This is a genomic window from Cellulomonas wangsupingiae (genome assembly GCF_024508275.1).
In the GTDB taxonomy this organism is placed as follows: domain Bacteria; phylum Actinomycetota; class Actinomycetes; order Actinomycetales; family Cellulomonadaceae; genus Cellulomonas; species Cellulomonas wangsupingiae.
The window spans coordinates 1,741,824-1,760,603 of record NZ_CP101989.1; the positions used below are offsets into that span (position 1 = coordinate 1,741,824).

Consider the following 18,780-nt stretch of genomic DNA (forward strand, 5'->3'; position numbering starts at 1 on the left):
GCGCCGTCAGCCGATCCGGGCGGGTTCCGGCGCCGCGGCCTGCGTGAGCGCGTCGCGGACCCCGTCGCGCACCTGCCGCACCCAGGCGTCGAGCTCCTCCGGGGTGTGCACCTCGGCCGTCGGCGCGTAGCGCGCCCGTTCCACGGCCCGGGCGAGCCGTTCGAGGGCGTCGCGCGGTGGGCCGGCGAGCCCGCGTCCCGTCCGTGCGGCGACGACCTGGTCGACCTGCCGCACGACGCCGCGTGGGCTCGTCGCGTCCGACCACCGCACGTCGAGGCGGGCGAGCTCGCGGCGCAGCGCCCACCAGGCGTGCTCCGGCGTCGGCACCCACCGCCGACGGCGACGCACGAGGAGCGCAGCCACCGACGCCGCGCCGGCCACCAGCAGCACCAGAGCGACGCTCACCCCGACCGGCACCCACGACGTGGTCTCCTCGTCGACACCCGACGGCACGGTGGCCGGAGCGGTCGCCGCCGCGGTCGGCGCCGTTCCCTGCTGCTGCTGCGGTACCTCCTCGGTGAAGGAGCCCGCGCCCGAGGCGGCGCTGAACGGGTCCGCCCAGACGGGCGGCGGACCGCTCTGCGACGCGGGGGTCGGCTCGAACCGCACCCAGCCGAGCCCGTCGAAGTACAGCTCCGGCCAGGCGTGCGCCAGCCGGCCCGTCACGACGTACTCGCCGTCGTCGGTGCGCTGGCCGGGGAGGAAGCCGACCCCGACCCGCGACGGGATGTCGAGCGTGCGGGCCATCATCGCCATGGCGGTCGCGAACTGCACGCAGTACCCGCGGCGGTCCTCGAGGAAGTCCCACACCGCGTCCGAGGTCCGCGCGGGCGGCACGCGGGTGTCGTAGGTGAAGTTCGCGGCGGACCGCAGCCACGTCTGGAGGTCCAGGGCCTGGTCGTACGGGCCGACGGAGTCCTCGGTCACCTGTGCGGCGAGCGCCGCGATGTCCTCGCGGTGCTCGGTCCCCGGCAGGGCCGTGTACAGGTCGGCGTCCGTCGGGCGGCCGACGCGCGCGCCGCGCAGGTCCTGCGCGGTCAGCGTCGGCACCTGCACGAGCATGCTGTACGTCAGACCGTCGCTGGTGGCGCGTTCCCCGACGACCTCGTCCCGCAGCGGGTCGTACCCCCAGTCGCCTCCGACGGCCACGGTGCGCGGGAACGTGCTGACCGGCAGCCGTCGCTCCCGCAGTGCGCCGACCTCGACGTCGACCTGGGCCAACGAGCCCACGGCCGGGTCGGGCGCGGTGCCGAGCACCTGCGGGTCGGACGCCAGGAGGGCGGCGGGGTCCCACGGGTCGAGCTGGTCGTTGTCTGTCCGCTCCCAGAGACGCCCGTCGAACGTCGTGAGCGTGAACGCGCGCAGCGGCCCGACGAGCCGGGCGTCGATCGCGGGTGTCGTCGGCTCGGTGGGCTCGCCCGTGGGTGCGGGCGTCGCGGACGGGTCCACGGTCGCGACGGCGGCCTCCGCCACGACGGAGTCCGCGCCGGCGGTCCCGTCGGGCGCACTCGGGTCGCTGACGCGGTACGTCAGGACGACCTGGCCCGAGCGGGCGCCCAGGCTCTCGCGCAGGTCGAGGTCGTCGCTGAGCTCGAGGGGACCGACGGGTCCGTCGCCGAACGTCGGCAGGGCCACGCTCGCCCACCCCGGCAGGTCCATGAGGGGCGGGCCCGCGAGCAGGCTCCCGCACGCCAGGACCACGGTGGTGACCGTCGCGGTGCAGATGCGGCGCACCCGTCCGGCGTGCGCGTGCAACGGGGCGGCACCGTACGCGAGCAGGGCGAGGTACGCGCACGCGGTCCAGAACATCGGCGCGGCGCCCGCGGGGAAACCGAGCACGATCGCGGGGATCCACAGCGCGAGGAGCGCGACGCCGCTGACCGCCGGCACCCGCAGCGTCAGCACGGCGGCGTCGACCAGCAGGTAGACCGCCAGCGCACCGATGACGACGAGCATCTCGCCGGGCCGCACGTCCGGCATGGGGACGTACGAGTCGTTGACGACCTGCACACCCTGGCGTGCCGTCGTCCAGGCGCGTGCGACGGCGTCGAGATCCGGCAGGAACTGCGGGCGGCCCGGGGGCGCGCCGTACCGCAGCACCAGCCCCACCAGGGCGACGAACGCCCCGACGGCCGTCGGTACCCACCACGTGCGGGTGGCGGCGCGCGCCAGGCCGGTGGCGCCGGCGACGACCAGCACGGCGACGAGGGAGACGAGCAACCAGCGGCGTCCGGCGACGAGCCCGGTGAGCGCGAGCAGGCCGGACCACGTCGCGAGCACGGCCAGGGCGCTGCCCACGACGACGCGTCCGCCCCGCTCCGGGCCCGGCGTCACGAGGCGCTCCCCAGCAGGCGCAGCCAGCACTGGACGGGGTCCTCGCCCGCCGTGACCTGCGCGACCCGCCAGCCCGAGCGGCGCAGGGCCGTCGCCGTGTGGTGCGCTTCGCGTGCGTCCGTGGCGTGGCGGCCGTCCTCGCGCACCAGGGCCCAGCCCTGGGCGGTGTCGGCGACGTGGGCGAGCGCGGCCCGTCCGGGTGCGCTCAGCGGCCCGATGACGGCGAGGACGATCTCCCCGGACGCGTGCGACGTGTCCAGCAGCCGGACCGCGTCGAGCAGCGCGGCCTCGCCGTCGGTGCTCGTGCGCGCCGGGGTCAGGTCGAGGGTCAGGTCCAGGAGCGCGGCGCGCGCCTCCGGTCCGCTGCGGGCGTGGACGTACGGGGAGGCGGCCCGGGCCGCGCCGGTGGCGGTGCCCACCGCGATGCCGGACCCGGCGAGGCGCACGGGGTGCCCGCTGTCGAGCATCGCCAGCGCCATCGACGCCGCGACCGAGATGGTCCACTCGGTCGTGCTCGGGCGCACCGGCAGGTCCATGAGCACGGACACCGGGCGCATGCCGGCCCGCTCGTCCGACCGCACGAGCAAGGTCCCGCGCCGTGCGCTGGACGTCCAGTGGACACGGCGCAGGTCGTCGCCCTCGCGGTAGTCGCGCAGGTTGGCGTCGTCGGTCGAGGGCGTCCGGGCGCCGAGCGCGACGCGGTCGGGCTCGCCGACGAGCACGTCCGAGGGAGCGGGCAGCGCGACGACGGCCGGCCACACCGCCACCTGCGACTCGGAGCCGAGCGTCGTGCGGGAGCGCACGACGCCGAACGTGTCCGTGCGCGTCACGACGAGGGGGCCGAGCGGCCAGCGTCCCCGCTGGGTCGCCCGGACGGGGTACCGGACCGTCGCGTGGTCCGCGCGGCGCTGCACGCGGGCCCGCAGCGCGCGGCCTCCGGACAGCTCGACGGCCGCCTGCTCGGAGAAGCGCAGGCCCGCCAGGCGTGCGCGCCCGGCGCGGTCCGACGCACGGATGTCGACGCGCACCTCGGCCTCCTGGCCGACGTGCACCGGCTCCGGGTGGACGTCGCGGTGCACCTCGAGTCCGCGGCGTCCCCGCACGGTGTCGACCAGCACCACCGCGACGAGCGCGGTCACGGGCACGGCCAGCAGCAGCACACCCATCCGCACCAGGTCGAGCGAACCCAGCCCGATGCCCGTCTGCAGCGCGACGACCCCCGCGGCCGCCAGCGCCCAGCCGCGCGCCGTCGGGCGCCGACGCATCAGCCCAGCGCTCGCCGGGCCCGGGCGAGGGGCTCGGCGGCGGGCAGCGGTGTGCGCGCGACGATGTCGGAGACGACGTCCTGCGTCGTGCGGCCCGACAGGCGCGACTCGGTGCTCGGCAGGAGGCGGTGCGCCAGCACGGGGACCGCCAGCTCCTGCACGTCGTCGGGCAGGACGTGGTCGCGTCCCGCCATCGCGGCCAGCGCCTTGGCGGCGCGCAGCAGCTGGATGGCCGCGCGCGGCGACGCGCCCAGCCGGAGGCCGGCGTCCTCGCGGGACGCCGTGACCAGGTCCACGATGTAGCGCTTGACCGTGGGCGCGGCGTACAGCCGCCGAGCGACGTCGATGAGGTGCTGGACCTCGGCCGCGTCGGTCACCGGACGCATCCGGGCGAGCGGGTCGGACGCCTCCTGGAGGTCGAGCATCTCGAGCTCGGACTCCACGCTGGGGTAGCCGACCGTCAGGCGCGCCATGAAGCGGTCGCGCTGCGCCTCCGGGAGCGGGTACGTGCCCTCCATCTCCACGGGGTTCTGCGTGGCGACCACGAGGAACGGCCGGGGGAGCGGGTACGTGCGGCCGTCGACGGTGGCCTGCGCCTCCTGCATGCACTCGAGCAGCGCCGACTGCGTCTTGGGCGACGCGCGGTTGATCTCGTCGCCGATGACGACGTGCGCGAACACGGGACCGGGCCGGAACTCGAACTCGTGGGTCTGGGCCCGGAAGATGTTGACACCCGTCAGGTCGCTGGGCAGCAGGTCCGGGGTGAACTGGATCCGTCCGACCTGCGCGTCGATGCTGCGCCCGATCGCCTTGGCCAGCGTCGTCTTGCCGACCCCGGGCACGTCCTCCAGCAGCAGGTGCCCCTCGGCGAGCAGCGTGGCCAGCGACACCCGGACGAGCTCGGGCCGGCCGGTGACCACCGACTCGATCCCGGTACGCAGACGGTCGACGGTGTCGACGAGCCTGTCGAGCTCGTCGGGGGACGGCAGTGCCTGCATGTGCGACTCCCTCGGCGGAATGCGACGAGCGTACGCACGACGGGCACGTGCCGGGCAAGGTTCACCCGCTCCGGGCCCGCCGGGTCGTCCTCCACTTCCCTCCCCGGAGCGCCTGCGCCGCGCCGGCCGCACCCTCCGCGCCGGCCCGTGGCGGCCACCGTGCCCGGGTATTGCCGCCTTGCTGCCGGTTCGTCGGGCGGGGCGCGCGAGGTCGCGTCGCGGGCCGGCGAGGGACGCGCCGGGCCCCCCACTTCGCTCCACCGCGATGACCTGCGAAGACGCGCATCAGATGGGTGAACTTGGCCTCTTGACAAGATGCGGGTGGAGGGAAGTGGAGTACCGTGGGGCCACGTGGAGAGGGCGGGAGAGATCTCGTCCGACGGGCGGTCCGGCGGTCTCGGGCGCCTTTCCGCACCGGGGGGTTGACGACGTGGGGCCGACCAGGAGGGGAGTGAGGTGTCACATGACGCGAACAGCGGCTATGGCTCCTTCGCGCCCTTCCTCGGGACGTACACGCCGCGCCTGGACGACAAGGGGAGGCTCATCCTCCCGGCGAAGTTCCGGCCGCAGCTGGCCGGAGGGCTCGTCATGACGCGCGGACAGGAGCGCTGCCTGTTCGTGCTGCCGATGGACGAGTTCCGCCGGATGCACGACCAGCTGAGGACCGCTCCGGTCACGAGCAAGCAGGCGCGTGACTACCTGCGCGTGTTCCTGTCCGGGGCCAGCGACGAGCTGCCCGACAAGCAGGGTCGTATCTCCATCCCGCCGATGCTGCGCACCTATGCCGGCCTCGACCGGGACGTCGCCGTCATCGGCACCGGTACCCGGGTCGAGATCTGGGATCTCGCCGCCTGGGAGACCTACTTGTCCGAGCAGGAGGCGGGTTACGCCGACACGACCGAGGAGGTCTTCCCGAACGGCCCCTTCTGAGCCGTCGGCAGGCCCGCACCGGGCCACCGCGTCGCACCCGTCCCGACCGCACGGCCTCCACCGTCCGCACCACCACCGCGGACGGTGCGGCCCCGTACACCCCCAGCCGCTCGCCCTCGCTCCGCCCGTCGAGACCTCCCCCCGTCCGTTCTGACGCCACTTCCCCGGCGCCAGAGGGTCGGTGGGGGATCTGGCCGGACGGTGGAGGGACCGTTCGGCCATCCACATGTATCACCAGCACCACCAGCACCATCCGTCACATCTGCACCACGGCAGAACGACGGCGACGACCCGGGAGGAGGGGCGATGGACGAGCAGACCGACGGCGGGGCCGCGGGCCGCCACACGCCCGTGCTCCTGCAGCGCTGCCTGGACCTCCTGGCGCCCGCGCTCGCGGTCCCGGACGCCGTCATGGTGGACTCGACGCTCGGCATGGGCGGCCACACGGAGGGCGTGCTGCGCGCCTTCGAGCACGTCCGGGTGGTCGGCATCGACCGCGACCCGCAGGCGCTCGCGCTCGCCTCCGAGCGGCTCGCGCCGTTCGGGGACCGGTTCACCGGCGTGCACGCGGTGTACGACGAGATCACCGACGTGCTCGAGGACCTCGGCATCCCCGCGGTGCAGGGCGTGCTCATGGACCTCGGCGTCTCGTCGCTGCAGCTCGACGAGGCCGAGCGCGGCTTCGCGTACGCGCACGACGCCCCGCTCGACATGCGCATGGACCCCACGACCGGGCCGACGGCCGCCGACGTGCTCAACACGTACGAGGAGCGGGACATCGCCCGCGTGCTGCGTGTGTACGGCGAGGAGCGGTTCGCCTCCCGGATCGCGCGCGGCATCGTGCGACGGCGCGAGCGGGCACCGCTGACGCGGACGTCCGAGCTGGTGGAGATCGTGCGTGCCGGCGTGCCGGCCGCGACCCGCCGCACCGGTGGGCACCCGGCCAAGCGCACGTTCCAGGCGCTGCGCATCGAGGTCAACGGCGAGCTCGCCGCCCTCGAGCGGGCCGTGCCGGCCTCGATCGAGGCGCTGGCGGTGGGCGGACGCATCGTCGTCGAGTCGTACCAGTCCCTCGAGGACCGGATCGTCAAGCGCGCCCTCGCGGCGGGCGCCACGTCCAGCGCCCCACCCGACCTGCCCGTCGAGCCGGCCACGCACACGCCGTACCTGCGCCTGCTCACGCGTGGCGCGGAGGAGGCGGACGCCGAGGAGCTCGCCCGCAACCCGCGGTCCCAGTCCGTCCGTCTGCGTGCCGCCGAGCGCCTGCGCCCCACCCCCGACCACCTGCGCACCCCGAGGAGAGCCGCATGAGCGCCCTGCCCCAGGCCGCCGCCCGTACCGGTGCCGCCCGTGCGTACCCGCAGCCCGCCCGCCCCGCCGTCGCCCCGCCGCCCCGGCTGCGGGTCGTCCGCGCGCCCGCCCAGGCACGGTCCCGGGTGCCCTTCGTGCTCGCCTGCATGGCGGTGCTCGGCGGCGCGCTCCTCACGGCGCTGCTCCTGAACACGCAGATGGCGTCGCTCGCGTTCGAGCGCTACGAGCTGTCCAACGAGCTGGGCCGCCTCCGGCAGGACCGCATGGACCTCGTCGCGCAGCTCGACGCGCGCTCGTCGCCCACGCAGCTCGCGGAGGCGGCACGCGCCCGGGGCATGGTCGAGGCGAACGGCACCGGCTGGCTGCGGCTCGCGGACGGCAGCGTCCAGGGAGCCCCGGCACCCGCGGACGGCTGAGCATGGCCTCCACCGGTCGCAGCGCCCCGGCCGCCCGTCCCGCACGTCGGCAGCCGGGATCACCCGGACCGCGCGTCGCGCCGGCCCGCGCCGGTGGGCATGGCACGGTGGGCCGGGTGAGCGAGCGCGCCGGCACCGTGCCGCACCGTCGGCCGCCGCAGGACCCGCCGGGTCGGCGGGCCGGCGTGGCGCCGCGCGCCACCGCGTCCCCGGCCAGGACCGGCGGACGCCCGCCGGGCGCCGGCGCGACCGGTCCCACCGTCGTCGCGTCCCGTCCGCGCATGATCGCGCTCATCGTCGTCCTGGTGCTCGTGCTCGTGACGTTCACCGGGCGCCTCGTGTACGTGCAGGGGATCGCGGGCCCCGAGCTCGCGCAGGAGGCCCGCGAGAACCGGATGACGACCGCCCGCGTGCTGGGCGCGCGCGGCGAGATCACCGACGCGAACGGTGTCGTCCTGGCGACGTCCGTGGAGCGGTACCACGTGACGGTGAACCAGAAGCAGGTGGCGACGTACCGCGCGCGCGGCACGTCCGAGGGCCTGGACGGCGCCGCGGGCGTGGCGTCCCGGCTCGCGCCGCTGCTGGGCCTGAACGCGGCGGAGCTGGGCGGTCGCCTGGTCGGCGACCGGGGCTACGTCATCGTCGCCCGCGACGTGCTCCCGGACGTCGCGCGCGAGGTGCGCGCGCTGCGCCTCGACGGCGTGGGGGTCGAGAAGGTCGCCGACCGCGTCTACCCCAAGGGCACCGTCGCGGGGAACATCGTGGGCTTCGTGAACTCCAACGGCACCGGGCTGCAGGGGCTCGAGTACGCCCTGGACGCCGACCTGAAGGGCGCGGAGGGCGAGGACCGCTACGAGCGCGGCAAGGGCGGGCAGCCCATCCCCGGCGGGCAGCAGGAGGCGACGCCGGCGCAGAACGGCAGCTCGGCGCGCCTGACGATCGACTCCGACCTGCAGTGGAAGGCGGAGGAGGAGCTGCGGGCCAAGGTCGCCGAGACGGGCGCGGACGGGGGCACCGTCGTCGTCATGCGCCCGCGGACCGGGGAGGTCCTCGCGCTCGCGGAGTCGACCGCGTTCGACCCGAACGCACCGGGGGACCAGGCGACCACGGCGTTGTCGAAGAGCGTGTCGGAGGTGTTCGAGCCCGGCTCGACGAGCAAGGTCGTCACCATGGCCGCCGCGCTCGAGGCCGGCGTGGTCGGGCCGACCGACCGGTTCGAGGTGGCCGACCGCTGGACGACCCCGCACGGCGAGACGATCAAGGACTCGCACGACCACGGCGTGGAGAAGCTCACGGCGACCGGCATCTTCGCCGAGTCCTCCAACGTCGGCACGGTGCTCATCGGTCAGCGCCTGTCCAAGGAGCAGCGCCACCAGTACCTCTCGGCGTTCGGCTTCGGGACACGCACGGGCATCGAGATGCCCGGCGAGTCGCCGGGCATCCTGCACCCGGTCGAGAAGTGGCAGGGCCGCGACGAGTACGCGGTGCTGTTCGGGCAGGCGGTCTCGGTGAACGCGCTGCAGGCCGCGAGCGTGTTCGCCACGGTCGCGAACGACGGCGTGCGGGTCGCGCCCCACCTCATCGCGGGCTGGACGTCGCCGGACGGGCAGTACACGCCCGTCGCGCAGGCGCCGGGCACGCAGGTGGTCTCCCCGCAGACCGCGCGGACGGTGCTGTCGATGATGGAGAGCGCCGTCGACGAGGGCACGGGCGGCGACGCCGCGATCCCCGGCTACCGCGTCGCGGGCAAGACCGGCACGGCGCAGCGGTTCAACCCCAGCGGCTTCACGGCGTCCTTCATCGGGGTCGCCCCCGCGGACGACCCGCAGGTGGTGACGGCCGTCATCCTGCACAACCCGCGCTCGTCGATCTTCGGCGGCACCGTGGCGGCGCCCGTCTTCTCGACGGTCACCAGCTACGCGCTGCAGCAGCTGGGCGTCGCGCCCTCGGGGACCCCGGCGAACCTCTTCCCGGCGACGTGGGAGTGACCGGGCGGGGTAGATTTCTCCCCATGACGTCCCCCCTGGACCGGCTCCGCCCGGAGCACCCACCGGTCCGCAGGGTCGACGACCTCGTGGCCGCCTTCGGCCTCGCCGCGACGGGTGCACCCACCGCCGGACGCACGTTCACCGGGGTCACGGTGTCGAGCGGCGACGTGGAGCCGGGCGACCTGTTCGTCGCCGTGCCCGGCCTGCGGGTGCACGGCGCGCGGTTCGCCGACGACGCCCTGGCCCGCGGCGCGGTCGCCGTCCTGACGGACCCCGACGGCGTCGCCCTGCTGCCCCCGGCCGCCGACGTGCCCGTGCTGGTCGTCGACGACCCGCGCGCGCTGGCCGGACCGGTCGCCGCGTGGGCGCTGGGCGACCCCGGCACGCGGCTCGTGACCGTCGGTGTCACCGGCACCAACGGCAAGACCACGACCACCTACTTCGTCGACGCGGCCCTGCGCGCGGAGCACGCGCGCACCGCGGTGCTGGGCACCGTCGAGCTGCGGATCGGCGACGACGCGGTCGAGAGCCCGCGCACCACGGTCGAGGCCCCGGTGCTGCAGTCGCTGCTGGCGCTCGCGCACGAGCGCGGGGCGACGGCGCTGACCACCGAGGTGTCGTCGCACGCCCTGGCCCTCGGACGCGTGCACGGCGTGCGCTTCGACGTCGTCGGGTTCACCAACCTGCAGCGTGACCACCTCGACTTCCACGGCGACATGGAGGGGTACTTCCGCGACAAGTCGCGGCTGTTCAGCCCTGAGCAGGCGCGGCGCGGCGTCGTGGTCGTCGACGACGTGTGGGGGCAGCGGCTGGCCGAGGAGTCGCCGATCCCGGTGCAGACCCTGAGCACCCACGTGGGCGCACCGGTCGCGGCGGGCGCCGACTGGGCGGTCGTCGAGGCGGACATCGGACTGGACGGCGTGGGGTCGCGATTCGTCCTGCGGGGGCCCGACGGTGCCCGGCACGAGGCGCACAGCCCGCTGCCCGGCCTCGTCAACGTGTCCAACGCCGCCCTCGCGATCGTGCTCGCGCACGCTGCGGGCGTGCCGGTGGACGCCGCGGTCGCCGGCGTCGCGGGCGCGCACGCCATCCCGGGCCGCATGGAGCGCGTGATCGAGCGTGGCGACGGCTGGCCGCTGTGCCTCGTCGACTACGCGCACACCCCCGACGCGCTCGTCCTCGCGCTCGAGGCGGTGCGGCCCATCACACCGGGCCGTCTCGTGCTCGTGTTCGGCTCCGACGGCGACCGCGACCGCGGCAAGCGCCCGATCATGGGGCAGATCGGCGCCCGCCTGGCGGACGTGCTCGTCGTCACCGACGAGAACCCCCGCTCGGAGGACCCCGCGTCCGTCCGGGCGGCCATCCTCGCGGGCGTGCGTGACGTGCGCCCCGACCTGGCCGACGTGCACGAGGCGACCAGCCGCGCGCAGGCCATCCGCGACGCCCTCCGTCTGGCAGGTCCGGACGACACCGTGATCGTCACGGGCAAGGGCCACGAACCGACCCAGGAGATCGCCGGGGTGTTCCACCGCTACAACGACCGTGACGTGTTCCTCGCCGCCCACGCCGAGCGCCGGGAGCAGCACGCGTGATCGCCCTCACTGCGGCCGAGATCGCGGCCGCCACCGGCGGCACGCGCAGCTCCGTCGCCCCCGAGCACGTCGTCACCGGACCCGTCGTCACCGACTCGCGCGAGGTCCTGCCCGGCGGGCTGTTCGTCGCGCTGCCGGGCGAGCACGTCGACGGGCACGACTTCGCCGCGACCGCCGTCGAGGCCGGGGCCGCGCTCGTCCTGGCGGCCCGCGAGCTGCCCGGTCTGCCGTGCGTCGTCGTGCCCGACGTCGAACGGGCGCTCGGCGACCTCGCCCGCGACGTGCTCGTGCGGCTGCGGGACGCCGCCGCGGAGCCCGGGGGCAGCGGCCTGCGGGTCGTCGGGGTGACCGGTTCGGTCGGCAAGACGACCACCAAGGACGTGCTCGCCCAGCTGTGCGGCGCCGTCGGGCCGACGGTCGCGCCCGTGCGCTCGTTCAACAACGAGATCGGACTGCCCCTGACGGTGCTGCGGGCCGACGAGCAGACCCGTTTCCTGGTCCTCGAGATGGGGGCCAGCGGGCCCGGCCACCTGACGTACCTCACCGACATCGCACCGCCGGACGTCGCGGTCGTGCTCGTCGTGGGCCAGGCCCACCTCGGCGGGTTCGGTGGCGGCATCGACGCGGTCGCGCGCGCCAAGGCGGAGATCGTCCTGGGACTGGTGCCGGACGGGACGGCCGTCCTCAACGGTGACGACCCGCGGGTGCGCGCCATGGCGGACGTCGCCCCGGGGCCCGTCGTGCTGTTCGGCGCCGCACCCGACGCGCAGGTCCGCGTCGAGGACGTGCGCCTCGACGCGCTGGGCCGGGCGCGTTTCCGGCTCGTGCACACGCTGGACGGTGCGCGCGACGCGCGCGACGTCGAGCTGCGGCTGGTGGGGGAGCACCACGTGCACAACGCGCTCGCCGCGGCGGCCGCGGCCCTGACGGTGGGCATCGACCTCGACACCGTGGCGGCCGGGCTGTCGGCCGCCGACGCGCTGTCGCCGCACCGCATGCACGTCGTGGACCGACCCGACGGCGTGACCGTCGTCGACGACTCGTACAACGCCAACCCCGACTCGATGCGGGCGGCGCTCAAGGCGCTCGCGGTGATCGCCGGCCGCGAGCGTCGGTCGGTCGCCGTGCTGGGGGAGATGCTCGAGCTCGGCGAGGAGTCGCGTGCCGCGCACGACGCCATCGGGCGCCTCGTCGTGCGGCTCAACATCGGGCTGACGGTCGTGGTGGGCGAGGGCGCGCGTGCGATCCGCGACGGCGCCAACCACGAGGGCTCGTGGGGCGACGAGATCGTGCTGGTCGACGACGTGGCCACGGCGGCGCAGCTCCTCGCCGAGGAGCTGCGCGCGGGTGACGTCGTGCTCGTGAAGTCGTCGTACGGGTCGGGGCTGTGGCAGCTCGGCGACCTGCTCGTGGGAGCGGACGCATGAGGGCGGTCCTCATCTCCGGCGGCATCTCGATGCTCGTCGCGCTGCTCGGCACACCGTTGTTCATCCGCTGGCTCGTGCGGCGTCAGTACGGGCAGTTCATCCGGCAGGACGGCCCGACCGCGCACTTCACCAAGCGCGGCACGCCCACCATGGGTGGCGTCGTCATCATCGGCGCGACGCTCATCGGGTGGGCGCTGGGCCTGCTGCTGACCGGGACGGCACCGAGCGCGTCGGCGGTGCTGGCGCTGTTCCTCATGACCGGACTGGGCGTCGTCGGGTTCCTGGACGACTTCATCAAGATCTCGCGGCAACGGTCCCTCGGCCTGAGCCCGCTGTGGAAGATCGTCGGCCAGGGCGTCGTCGGGGTCGTGTTCTCGGTGCTCGCGCTGCAGTTCCCCAACGAGCAGTTCCGCACACCCGCCTCGACGCGCATCTCGTTCATCCGTGACACGAACCTCGACCTGGCGTTCGCGGGTGCGACCGTCGGGCTGATCCTGTTCGTCATCTGGGCCAACTTCCTCATCACGGCCTGGTCGAACGCCGTGAACCTGACCGACGGGCTCGACGGGCTGGCGACGGGCGTCTCGCTCATCGTGTTCGGCGCGTACGTGCTGGTCGGCGTGTGGCAGTTCAACCAGACGTGCCAGTCGATCCTGTCCGCCGGCCCGCGGTGCTACGAGACGCGCGACCCGCTGGACCTGGCGATCGTCGCGGCTGCGATCACGGGCGCGCTGTTCGGGTTCCTGTGGTGGAACGCCAGCCCCGCCAAGATCTTCATGGGTGACACCGGCTCGCTGGCCCTCGGGGGCGCGCTGGCCGCGCTGACGATCCTCACCCGCACCGAGATCCTCGGCGCCATCATCGGCGGGCTGTTCGTGCTCATCGTGCTCTCGGACGTCATCCAGATCGGCTTCTTCAAGATGACCGGCAAACGGGTGTTCAAGATGGCACCCCTGCACCACCACTTCGAGCTGTCGGGGTGGGGCGAGGTGACGATCGTCATCAGGTTCTGGATCATCGCGGGCCTCTTCGTCGCGCTCGGGGTCGGCATCTTCTACGCGGAGTGGGTGGCGCAGTAGGTGGACGCACGCTTCGACGGTCGTACCGTCCTCGTCGCCGGGCTGGGGGTCTCGGGCCGGGCCGCCGCGCAGGTGCTCGCCGACCGCGGCGCCCGCGTCGTGACCTTCGACGAGCACGCCCGCGAGGCGGACGTCAGGGACGTGGCGGCGCTCGTGGCGGACGGCCTGGCCGGTGCCGACCTCGTCGTCACGTCGCCGGGGCTGCCGCCGTCCCACGCGGTGCTCACCGCCGCCCGCGAGCGGGGCCTGCCGGTCTGGAGCGAGGTCGAGCTCGCGTGGCAGGTGCGCGTGCCGCGCGACGGCGGCGACGGCGAGGCCGCGCCGTGGCTCGCCGTGACGGGCACCAACGGCAAGACGACGACCGTCGGCATGCTGGAGTCGATCCTGCGGGCGGCCGGCCGCCGCACGCTCGCCGTCGGCAACGTCGGCACCCCGGTGGTGCTCGCGGCGGTGGACCCGGCGCTCGACGTGCTGGCCGTCGAGCTGTCGAGCTTCCAGCTGCACCACACGCACTCGATGTCGCCGCAGGCGGCGGCCGTGCTCAACGTCGCACCCGACCACCTCGACTGGCACGGCTCGCTCGAGGCGTACGCGGCCGACAAGGGACGCGTCTACGCGCGCGCACAGGTGGCGTGCGTGTACGACGCGACCGACCCCGTCACCGAGGCGCTGGTGCGGGACGCCGACGTCGTCGACGGCTGCGTGGCCGTCGGGTTCACGCTCGGGATGCCCGCCGTGGGCCAGGTCGGCCTCGTGGAGGACGTGCTGGTCGACCGCGGCTTCGCCCGGCTGCGGCACACGCACGCCGCCGAGCTCGGGACGCTGGCGGACCTGGCCCAGCTCGCCGGCCCGTCGGGCGTCGTCCCGCCGCACGTCGTGCGCAACGCGCTCGCGGCGGCGGCCCTGGCGCTCGCGCACGGGGTGGACCCCGCGCACGTGCGCGACGGTCTGCGCGCCTTCGCCCCCGGTGCGCACCGCATCGTGACCGTCGGCGTCGTCGACGAGGTCGCGTACGTCGACGACTCCAAGGCGACGAACGCGCACGCCGCGTCGGCGTCGCTCGCCGCGTTCGAGCCGGGATCGGTGGTCTGGGTCGCCGGTGGGCTGGCCAAGGGCGCGCAGTTCGACGACCTCGTGCGGGCCCGGCGCGACCGGCTGCGCGGCGTCGTCCTCATCGGCGTCGACCGGGCTCCGCTGCGCGAGGCCCTCGCCCGACACGCTCCCGATGTGCCGGTGATCGAGGTGGACGCCGGTGAGACTGAGCCGGTGATGACGCGCGCCGTGGACAGCGCGCGCCGGCTCGCCGCCGGCGCGCCGGAAGGTGTGCCCGTCACGGTGCTGCTCGCTCCCGCGTGCGCGTCGATGGACCAGTTCGCGTCCTACGCCGCTCGCGGCGACGCGTTCGCGGCGGCGGTGCGCGCCCTGGGTGCCGAGGCCGGTCGGGAGCGGCACGCGGACGGTCGGCCGTGAGCGCCGGGTCGCCCGTCCGGCCCCGCACGGCACCGACCCGCGCCGTGACCCCGCCCGGGGGCACGCCCGAGGTCCGCGAGCCCTCGCTGCTGGGCACCTGGAACTCGGCGGTCACCAGCTACTACGTGCTGCTCGGAGCGACGCTCCTGCTGGTCGCGATCGGGCTGGTCATGGTGCTGTCGAGCTCGAGCGTCGAGTCGCTGGCCGCGGGCAAGTCCCCGTACGCGGTGTTCTTCGACCAGACGCGGTACGCCCTCGTGGGCCTGCCGGCGCTCGTGGTGATGTCACGCCTGCCGGTGCGCGTGCTCAAGGCCCTCGCCTGGCCGGCGCTGGCGGGCGCCATCGCCTTCCAGATGCTCGTCTTCGTCCCGGGCCTGGGCTGCGGCGCCGGTGGCAACCGCAACTGGGTGTGCCTGCCCGGCTTCTCCGCCCAGCCCTCCGAGGCCGTCAAGCTGGCGCTCGCGATCTGGCTCGGCGCCGTCCTGGCGCGCAAGCTGCGGCTGCTGCACGAGTGGAAGCACGCCCTGGTCCCCGCGGTGCCCGTGGCCGGCGTCGCCATCGGCGTCGTCCTGCTGGGCAAGGACCTGGGCACGGCGATGGTCCTGGTCGTGCTCGTCGCCGGGGCCATGTTCGTGGCGGGGGTGCCGCTGCGGATCTTCGCGGTCGCGGGCGCCGTCGCCGCCGCGGGGGTCGCCCTGCTGGCGATCGACAGCGAGAACCGGATGACACGCATCACGGCGTGGCTGTCGGCGGAGTGCGACGTCACGAACGAGTGCTACCAGACGCTGCACGCCGGCTGGGGCCTGGCGACGGGCGGGTGGAGCGGCGTCGGGCTGGGGCAGAGCGCCGAGAAGTGGTCGTACCTGCCGGCGGCCCACAACGACTTCATCTACGCGATCCTGGGGGAGGAGCTCGGCTTCGTGGGCACGGTGCTCGTGCTCGCGCTGTTCGCGCTCCTCGCGTTCGCGATGATCCGCATCATGCGCCGCCACCCGGACCCGTTCGTCAAGATCGCCACGGCGGCGGTGTTCGCCTGGGTGATCGGCCAGGCGATGATCAACATCGCCGTCGTCATCGGGCTGCTGCCCGTCATCGGTGTCCCGCTGCCGCTCGTCTCCGCCGGAGGATCCGCACTCATCATGACCATGGCCGCGCTCGGCATGCTGCTCGCCTTCGCCCGGACCGAGCCGGGGGCCGCCGAGGCGCTGTCCGCGCGCGCCTCGGTCGTGCGCCGCTCGCTCGCCGTGATCGGGCGCACCCGTGGCTGACGCGACCTCGGTGCTCCTCGCGGGCGGCGGCACGGCCGGCCACGTGAACCCGCTGCTGGCCGTCGCCGACGAGCTGCGTCGTCGTCACCCGCGCGGCAGGTTCGCGGTGCTCGGCACCGCCGAGGGCCTCGAGGCCCGGCTCGTCCCCGAGCACGGCTACGACCTGGCCGTCGTCCCGCGCGTCCCGCTGCCACGGCGCCCCACGCCCGACTGGTTGCGCCTGCCGGGTCGCCTGCGCGCCGCCGTGCGTGCCGCGGAGGAGGCGATCGACGCCATCGACGCGCAGGTCGTCGTGGGCTTCGGCGGCTACGTCGCCACACCCGCGTACCTCGCCGCCCGCCGCCGTGGCGTGCCCGTCGTGGTGCACGAGCAGAACGCGCGCCCCGGCCTGGCCAACCGGCTGGGAGCCCGGCACGCCGCTGCCGTCGCCGTGACGTTCGAGGGGACGGCGCTGCCGAGGGCCCAGGTCACCGGGCTGCCCCTGCGCACCGCCGTGCTCGACCTGCTCGCCGCACGTGCGGCGGACCCCGCGGCCGCACGCCGCGCGGGCGCCGCGGCGCTGGACCTCGACCCGGACCTCCCGACGCTGCTGGTGACGGGCGGCTCGCTGGGAGCCGTCAGCGTCAACCGTGCCGTCGCTGGGGCTGCCGACGCGCTGCTGGCGACCGGCGCCCAGGTGCTGCACCTGACCGGCCGGGGCAAGGCGGACGACGTGCGCGCCGCCGTCGCCGGCGTGCCGGGTGCGGACCGCTACCACGTCGTGGAGTACCTGACGGCGATGGACCGTGCGCTCGCGGTCGCGGACGTCGTCGTGGGCCGCTCCGGGGCGGGCACGGTCTGCGAGCTGGCCGCGCTGGGCATCCCCGCCGTCTACGTGCCGCTGCCGATCGGCAACGGCGAGCAGCGGCTGAACGCCGCGGGCGTCGTGGCGGCGGGCGGTGGCGTCCTCGTCGAGGACCGCGACCTCACGCCCGAGTGGGTCCGCGCCCACGTGCCCGTGCTCCTCGGCACGGGCGACGCCGCCGAGGTCCGTGCGCGCATGGGCGAGGCGGCGGCGCGCGTCGGTGTGCGCGACGGCGCGGCCCGCGTCGCGCGGCTCGTCGAGGCGCAGCTGCCCGTGCACGTGCGGGCCTCCGCCGCTGCGCGCAGGCCCGCACCGGCGCACGCGGCTGCGGTGGCGGACCCGGGCGAGCGCGGTCCCGTCGCGCTGGCCGACCTGGGGCGCGTCCACCTGGTGGGCGTCGGCGGGGCCGGGATGTCGGCGATCGCGCCGCTGCTCGCCGCGCGCGGTCTGCGGGTCAGCGGCTCCGACGCGCACGACGGCGCGGCCCTCGGACCGCTGCGGGACGCGGGTGTCGAGGTCCACGTCGGGCACGACGCGGCCCACGTCGAGGACGTCGACACGCTCGTCGTGTCGTCGGCCGTGCGGGCGTCCAACCCCGAGGTCGTCCGTGCGCGCGAGCGCGACGTGCCGGTGCTGCACCGCTCGGAGGCGCTCGCGGCGCTCATGGCCGACCGCGACGCCGTCGCGGTCGCCGGCGCCCACGGCAAGACCACGACGTCCGGCATGATCGCGGCCGCGCTGGTCCACGCCGGCGCCGACCCGTCCTTCGCCATCGGCGGCGTCGTGCGCGCGACCGCGGGCACCCTCGGCGGGTCCCGGCACGGCGACGGGCCGTTCGTCGCCGAGGCCGACGAGTCCGACGGGTCGTTCCTGGCGTACGAGCCGCTCGTGGCCGTCGTCACGAACGTCGAGCCCGACCACCTGGACCACTACGGCACGCGCGAGCGGTTCGAGGCGGCATTCGAGCGCTTCGCCGACCGCGTGCGCGACGGCGGGCTGCTCGTCGCGTGCTCCGACGACCCCGGTGCGGCGCGGCTCGTCGCCGCGACGCGCGCCCGCCTCGCGGAGCGCGGGGTCGAGGTGCGCACCTACGGCACCGGCGAGGACGCGGACGTGCGCGTCGGTGACAGCGTCCGCACGCCCGACGGGCGCTGGCAGGTCGACCTGACGCCGCGCGACGAGCCGCCGGTCACGCTGCGGCTGCAGGTGGCGGGGGCGCACAACGCGCTCGACGCGGCGGCCGCCTGGTGCGCGCTGCGCCGGCTCGGTGTGGGCGCGTCGCAGGCGGCGGCCGGGCTCGACGACTTCGTGGGGACGGGACGCCGCTTCGAGGACCGTGGCACCGCGGGAGGCGTCCGGGTCGTCGACGACTACGCGCACCACCCGACGGAGGTCGCCGCGCTGCTGCGGGCCGCACGCCAGGTCGCGGGGGAGGGGCGTGTGCTCGTGCTGTTCCAGCCGCACCTCTTCTCGCGGACCCGCACGTTCGCGCGCGAGTTCGGCGAGGCCTTCGACCTCGCGGACGCGGTCGTCGTCACCGACGTGTACGCGGCGCGCGAGGACCCGGACCCGACGGTCACCGGGGCCTTGGTGGCCGACCTGGTCCCCACCCCGGGCAAGGCCGTCCACGTGCCAGGGCGCGAGGAGGCGGCGCGCGCCGTCGCCGCGCTCGCGCGGCCGGGCGACCTGCTGCTCACCGTCGGGGCCGGTGACGTGACCGAGCTCGCGCCCGTCGTGCTCGCGGAGCTCACGGCACGTGCGGACGCGTCGGCCCCCGCCGGCGCCCACGACGCGACGGGCGGCACGCCGCCCGTCACCGGGACCGCCGGCGGTGCGCTGCCGTGAGCCCGCAGCGTCC

13 protein-coding genes are annotated in these 18,780 nt (G+C 75.3%); 10 read left to right on the forward strand and 3 right to left on the reverse strand.

Annotation, left to right across the window (positions count from 1 at the left end):
* Nucleotides 1-6: 6 nt before the first annotated feature.
* From NP075_RS08090 to NP075_RS08100, 3 genes are read right to left on the reverse strand one after another with little or no spacing between them, the layout of a single operon-like run.
* A complete protein-coding gene (locus NP075_RS08090) occupies nt 7-2,334 on the reverse strand; it encodes a transglutaminase TgpA family protein (RefSeq protein WP_227564992.1) in 2,328 nt (775 codons plus the stop codon).
* Nucleotides 2,331-3,599: a DUF58 domain-containing protein gene (locus NP075_RS08095; RefSeq protein WP_227564991.1), complete on the reverse strand. Its 1,269-nt coding sequence runs from the start codon at nt 3,597-3,599 to the stop codon at nt 2,331-2,333. Before NP075_RS08095 ends, NP075_RS08090 begins: the two co-directional genes overlap by 4 nt.
* Nucleotides 3,599-4,597, reverse strand: coding sequence for an AAA family ATPase (locus NP075_RS08100; protein WP_227564990.1), 999 nt, complete (start codon nt 4,595-4,597; stop codon nt 3,599-3,601). The genes NP075_RS08095 and NP075_RS08100 overlap by 1 nt, the downstream gene beginning before the upstream one ends.
* 456 nt (nt 4,598-5,053) lie before the next feature.
* Here NP075_RS08100 and mraZ point away from each other — a divergent pair, with 456 nt between their 5' ends.
* From mraZ to murC, 10 genes are all read left to right on the forward strand, one after another.
* Entirely contained in the window at nt 5,054-5,527 is a 474-nt protein-coding gene (mraZ, locus tag NP075_RS08105) for a division/cell wall cluster transcriptional repressor MraZ (RefSeq protein WP_227564989.1), read from the forward strand.
* A gap of 306 nt (nt 5,528-5,833) precedes the next feature.
* Entirely contained in the window at nt 5,834-6,838 is a 1,005-nt protein-coding gene (gene rsmH / locus NP075_RS08110) for a 16S rRNA (cytosine(1402)-N(4))-methyltransferase RsmH (protein WP_227564988.1), read from the forward strand.
* On the forward strand, nt 6,835-7,254 hold the full coding sequence (ftsL, locus tag NP075_RS08115) for a cell division protein FtsL (protein WP_227564987.1): 420 nt from the start codon (nt 6,835-6,837) through the stop codon (nt 7,252-7,254). The genes rsmH and ftsL overlap by 4 nt, the downstream gene beginning before the upstream one ends.
* 281 nt (nt 7,255-7,535) lie before the next feature.
* Nucleotides 7,536-9,242: a peptidoglycan D,D-transpeptidase FtsI family protein gene (locus NP075_RS08120; protein ID WP_227564986.1), complete on the forward strand. Its 1,707-nt coding sequence runs from the start codon at nt 7,536-7,538 to the stop codon at nt 9,240-9,242.
* Between the two features lie 23 nt (nt 9,243-9,265).
* A complete protein-coding gene (locus NP075_RS08125) occupies nt 9,266-10,834 on the forward strand; it encodes a UDP-N-acetylmuramoyl-L-alanyl-D-glutamate--2,6-diaminopimelate ligase (protein WP_227564985.1) in 1,569 nt (522 codons plus the stop codon).
* Nucleotides 10,831-12,261 carry a UDP-N-acetylmuramoyl-tripeptide--D-alanyl-D-alanine ligase gene (locus NP075_RS08130; RefSeq protein ID WP_227564984.1) on the forward strand — a complete coding sequence of 477 codons (1,431 nt, stop codon included), beginning with the start codon at nt 10,831-10,833 and terminating at the stop codon, nt 12,259-12,261. The genes NP075_RS08125 and NP075_RS08130 overlap by 4 nt, the downstream gene beginning before the upstream one ends.
* Complete coding sequence (gene mraY, locus NP075_RS08135; RefSeq protein WP_227564983.1) at nt 12,258-13,340, forward strand: phospho-N-acetylmuramoyl-pentapeptide-transferase; 1,083 nt, start codon at nt 12,258-12,260, stop codon at nt 13,338-13,340. The genes NP075_RS08130 and mraY overlap by 4 nt, the downstream gene beginning before the upstream one ends.
* Nucleotides 13,341-14,810 (forward strand): UDP-N-acetylmuramoyl-L-alanine--D-glutamate ligase, encoded by a 1,470-nt coding sequence (gene murD, locus NP075_RS08140; protein ID WP_227564982.1) that lies wholly within the window; start codon nt 13,341-13,343, stop codon nt 14,808-14,810.
* A complete protein-coding gene (ftsW, locus tag NP075_RS08145) occupies nt 14,807-16,078 on the forward strand; it encodes a putative lipid II flippase FtsW (RefSeq protein ID WP_372456722.1) in 1,272 nt (423 codons plus the stop codon). The genes murD and ftsW overlap by 4 nt, the downstream gene beginning before the upstream one ends.
* Nucleotides 16,071-18,767 (forward strand): UDP-N-acetylmuramate--L-alanine ligase, encoded by a 2,697-nt coding sequence (gene murC / locus NP075_RS19080; protein WP_348519254.1) that lies wholly within the window; start codon nt 16,071-16,073, stop codon nt 18,765-18,767. Before ftsW ends, murC begins: the two co-directional genes overlap by 8 nt.
* Nucleotides 18,768-18,780: the final 13 nt, after the last annotated feature.

Bases quoted from the DNA above. Each gene is read 5' to 3' on its own strand.
- NP075_RS08095 (WP_227564991.1), bottom strand. From the start codon at position 3,599: ATGCGTCGGCGCCCGACGGCGCGCGGCTGGGCGCTGGCGGCCGCGGGG.
- NP075_RS08100 (WP_227564990.1), bottom strand. From the start codon at position 4,597: ATGCAGGCACTGCCGTCCCCCGACGAGCTCGACAGGCTCGTCGACACC.
- rsmH (WP_227564988.1), top strand. From the start codon at position 5,834: ATGGACGAGCAGACCGACGGCGGGGCCGCGGGCCGCCACACGCCCGTG.
- ftsL (WP_227564987.1), top strand. From the start codon at position 6,835: ATGAGCGCCCTGCCCCAGGCCGCCGCCCGTACCGGTGCCGCCCGTGCG.
- NP075_RS08120 (WP_227564986.1), top strand. From the start codon at position 7,536: ATGATCGCGCTCATCGTCGTCCTGGTGCTCGTGCTCGTGACGTTCACC.
- NP075_RS08125 (WP_227564985.1), top strand. From the start codon at position 9,266: ATGACGTCCCCCCTGGACCGGCTCCGCCCGGAGCACCCACCGGTCCGC.
- mraY (WP_227564983.1), top strand. From the start codon at position 12,258: ATGAGGGCGGTCCTCATCTCCGGCGGCATCTCGATGCTCGTCGCGCTG.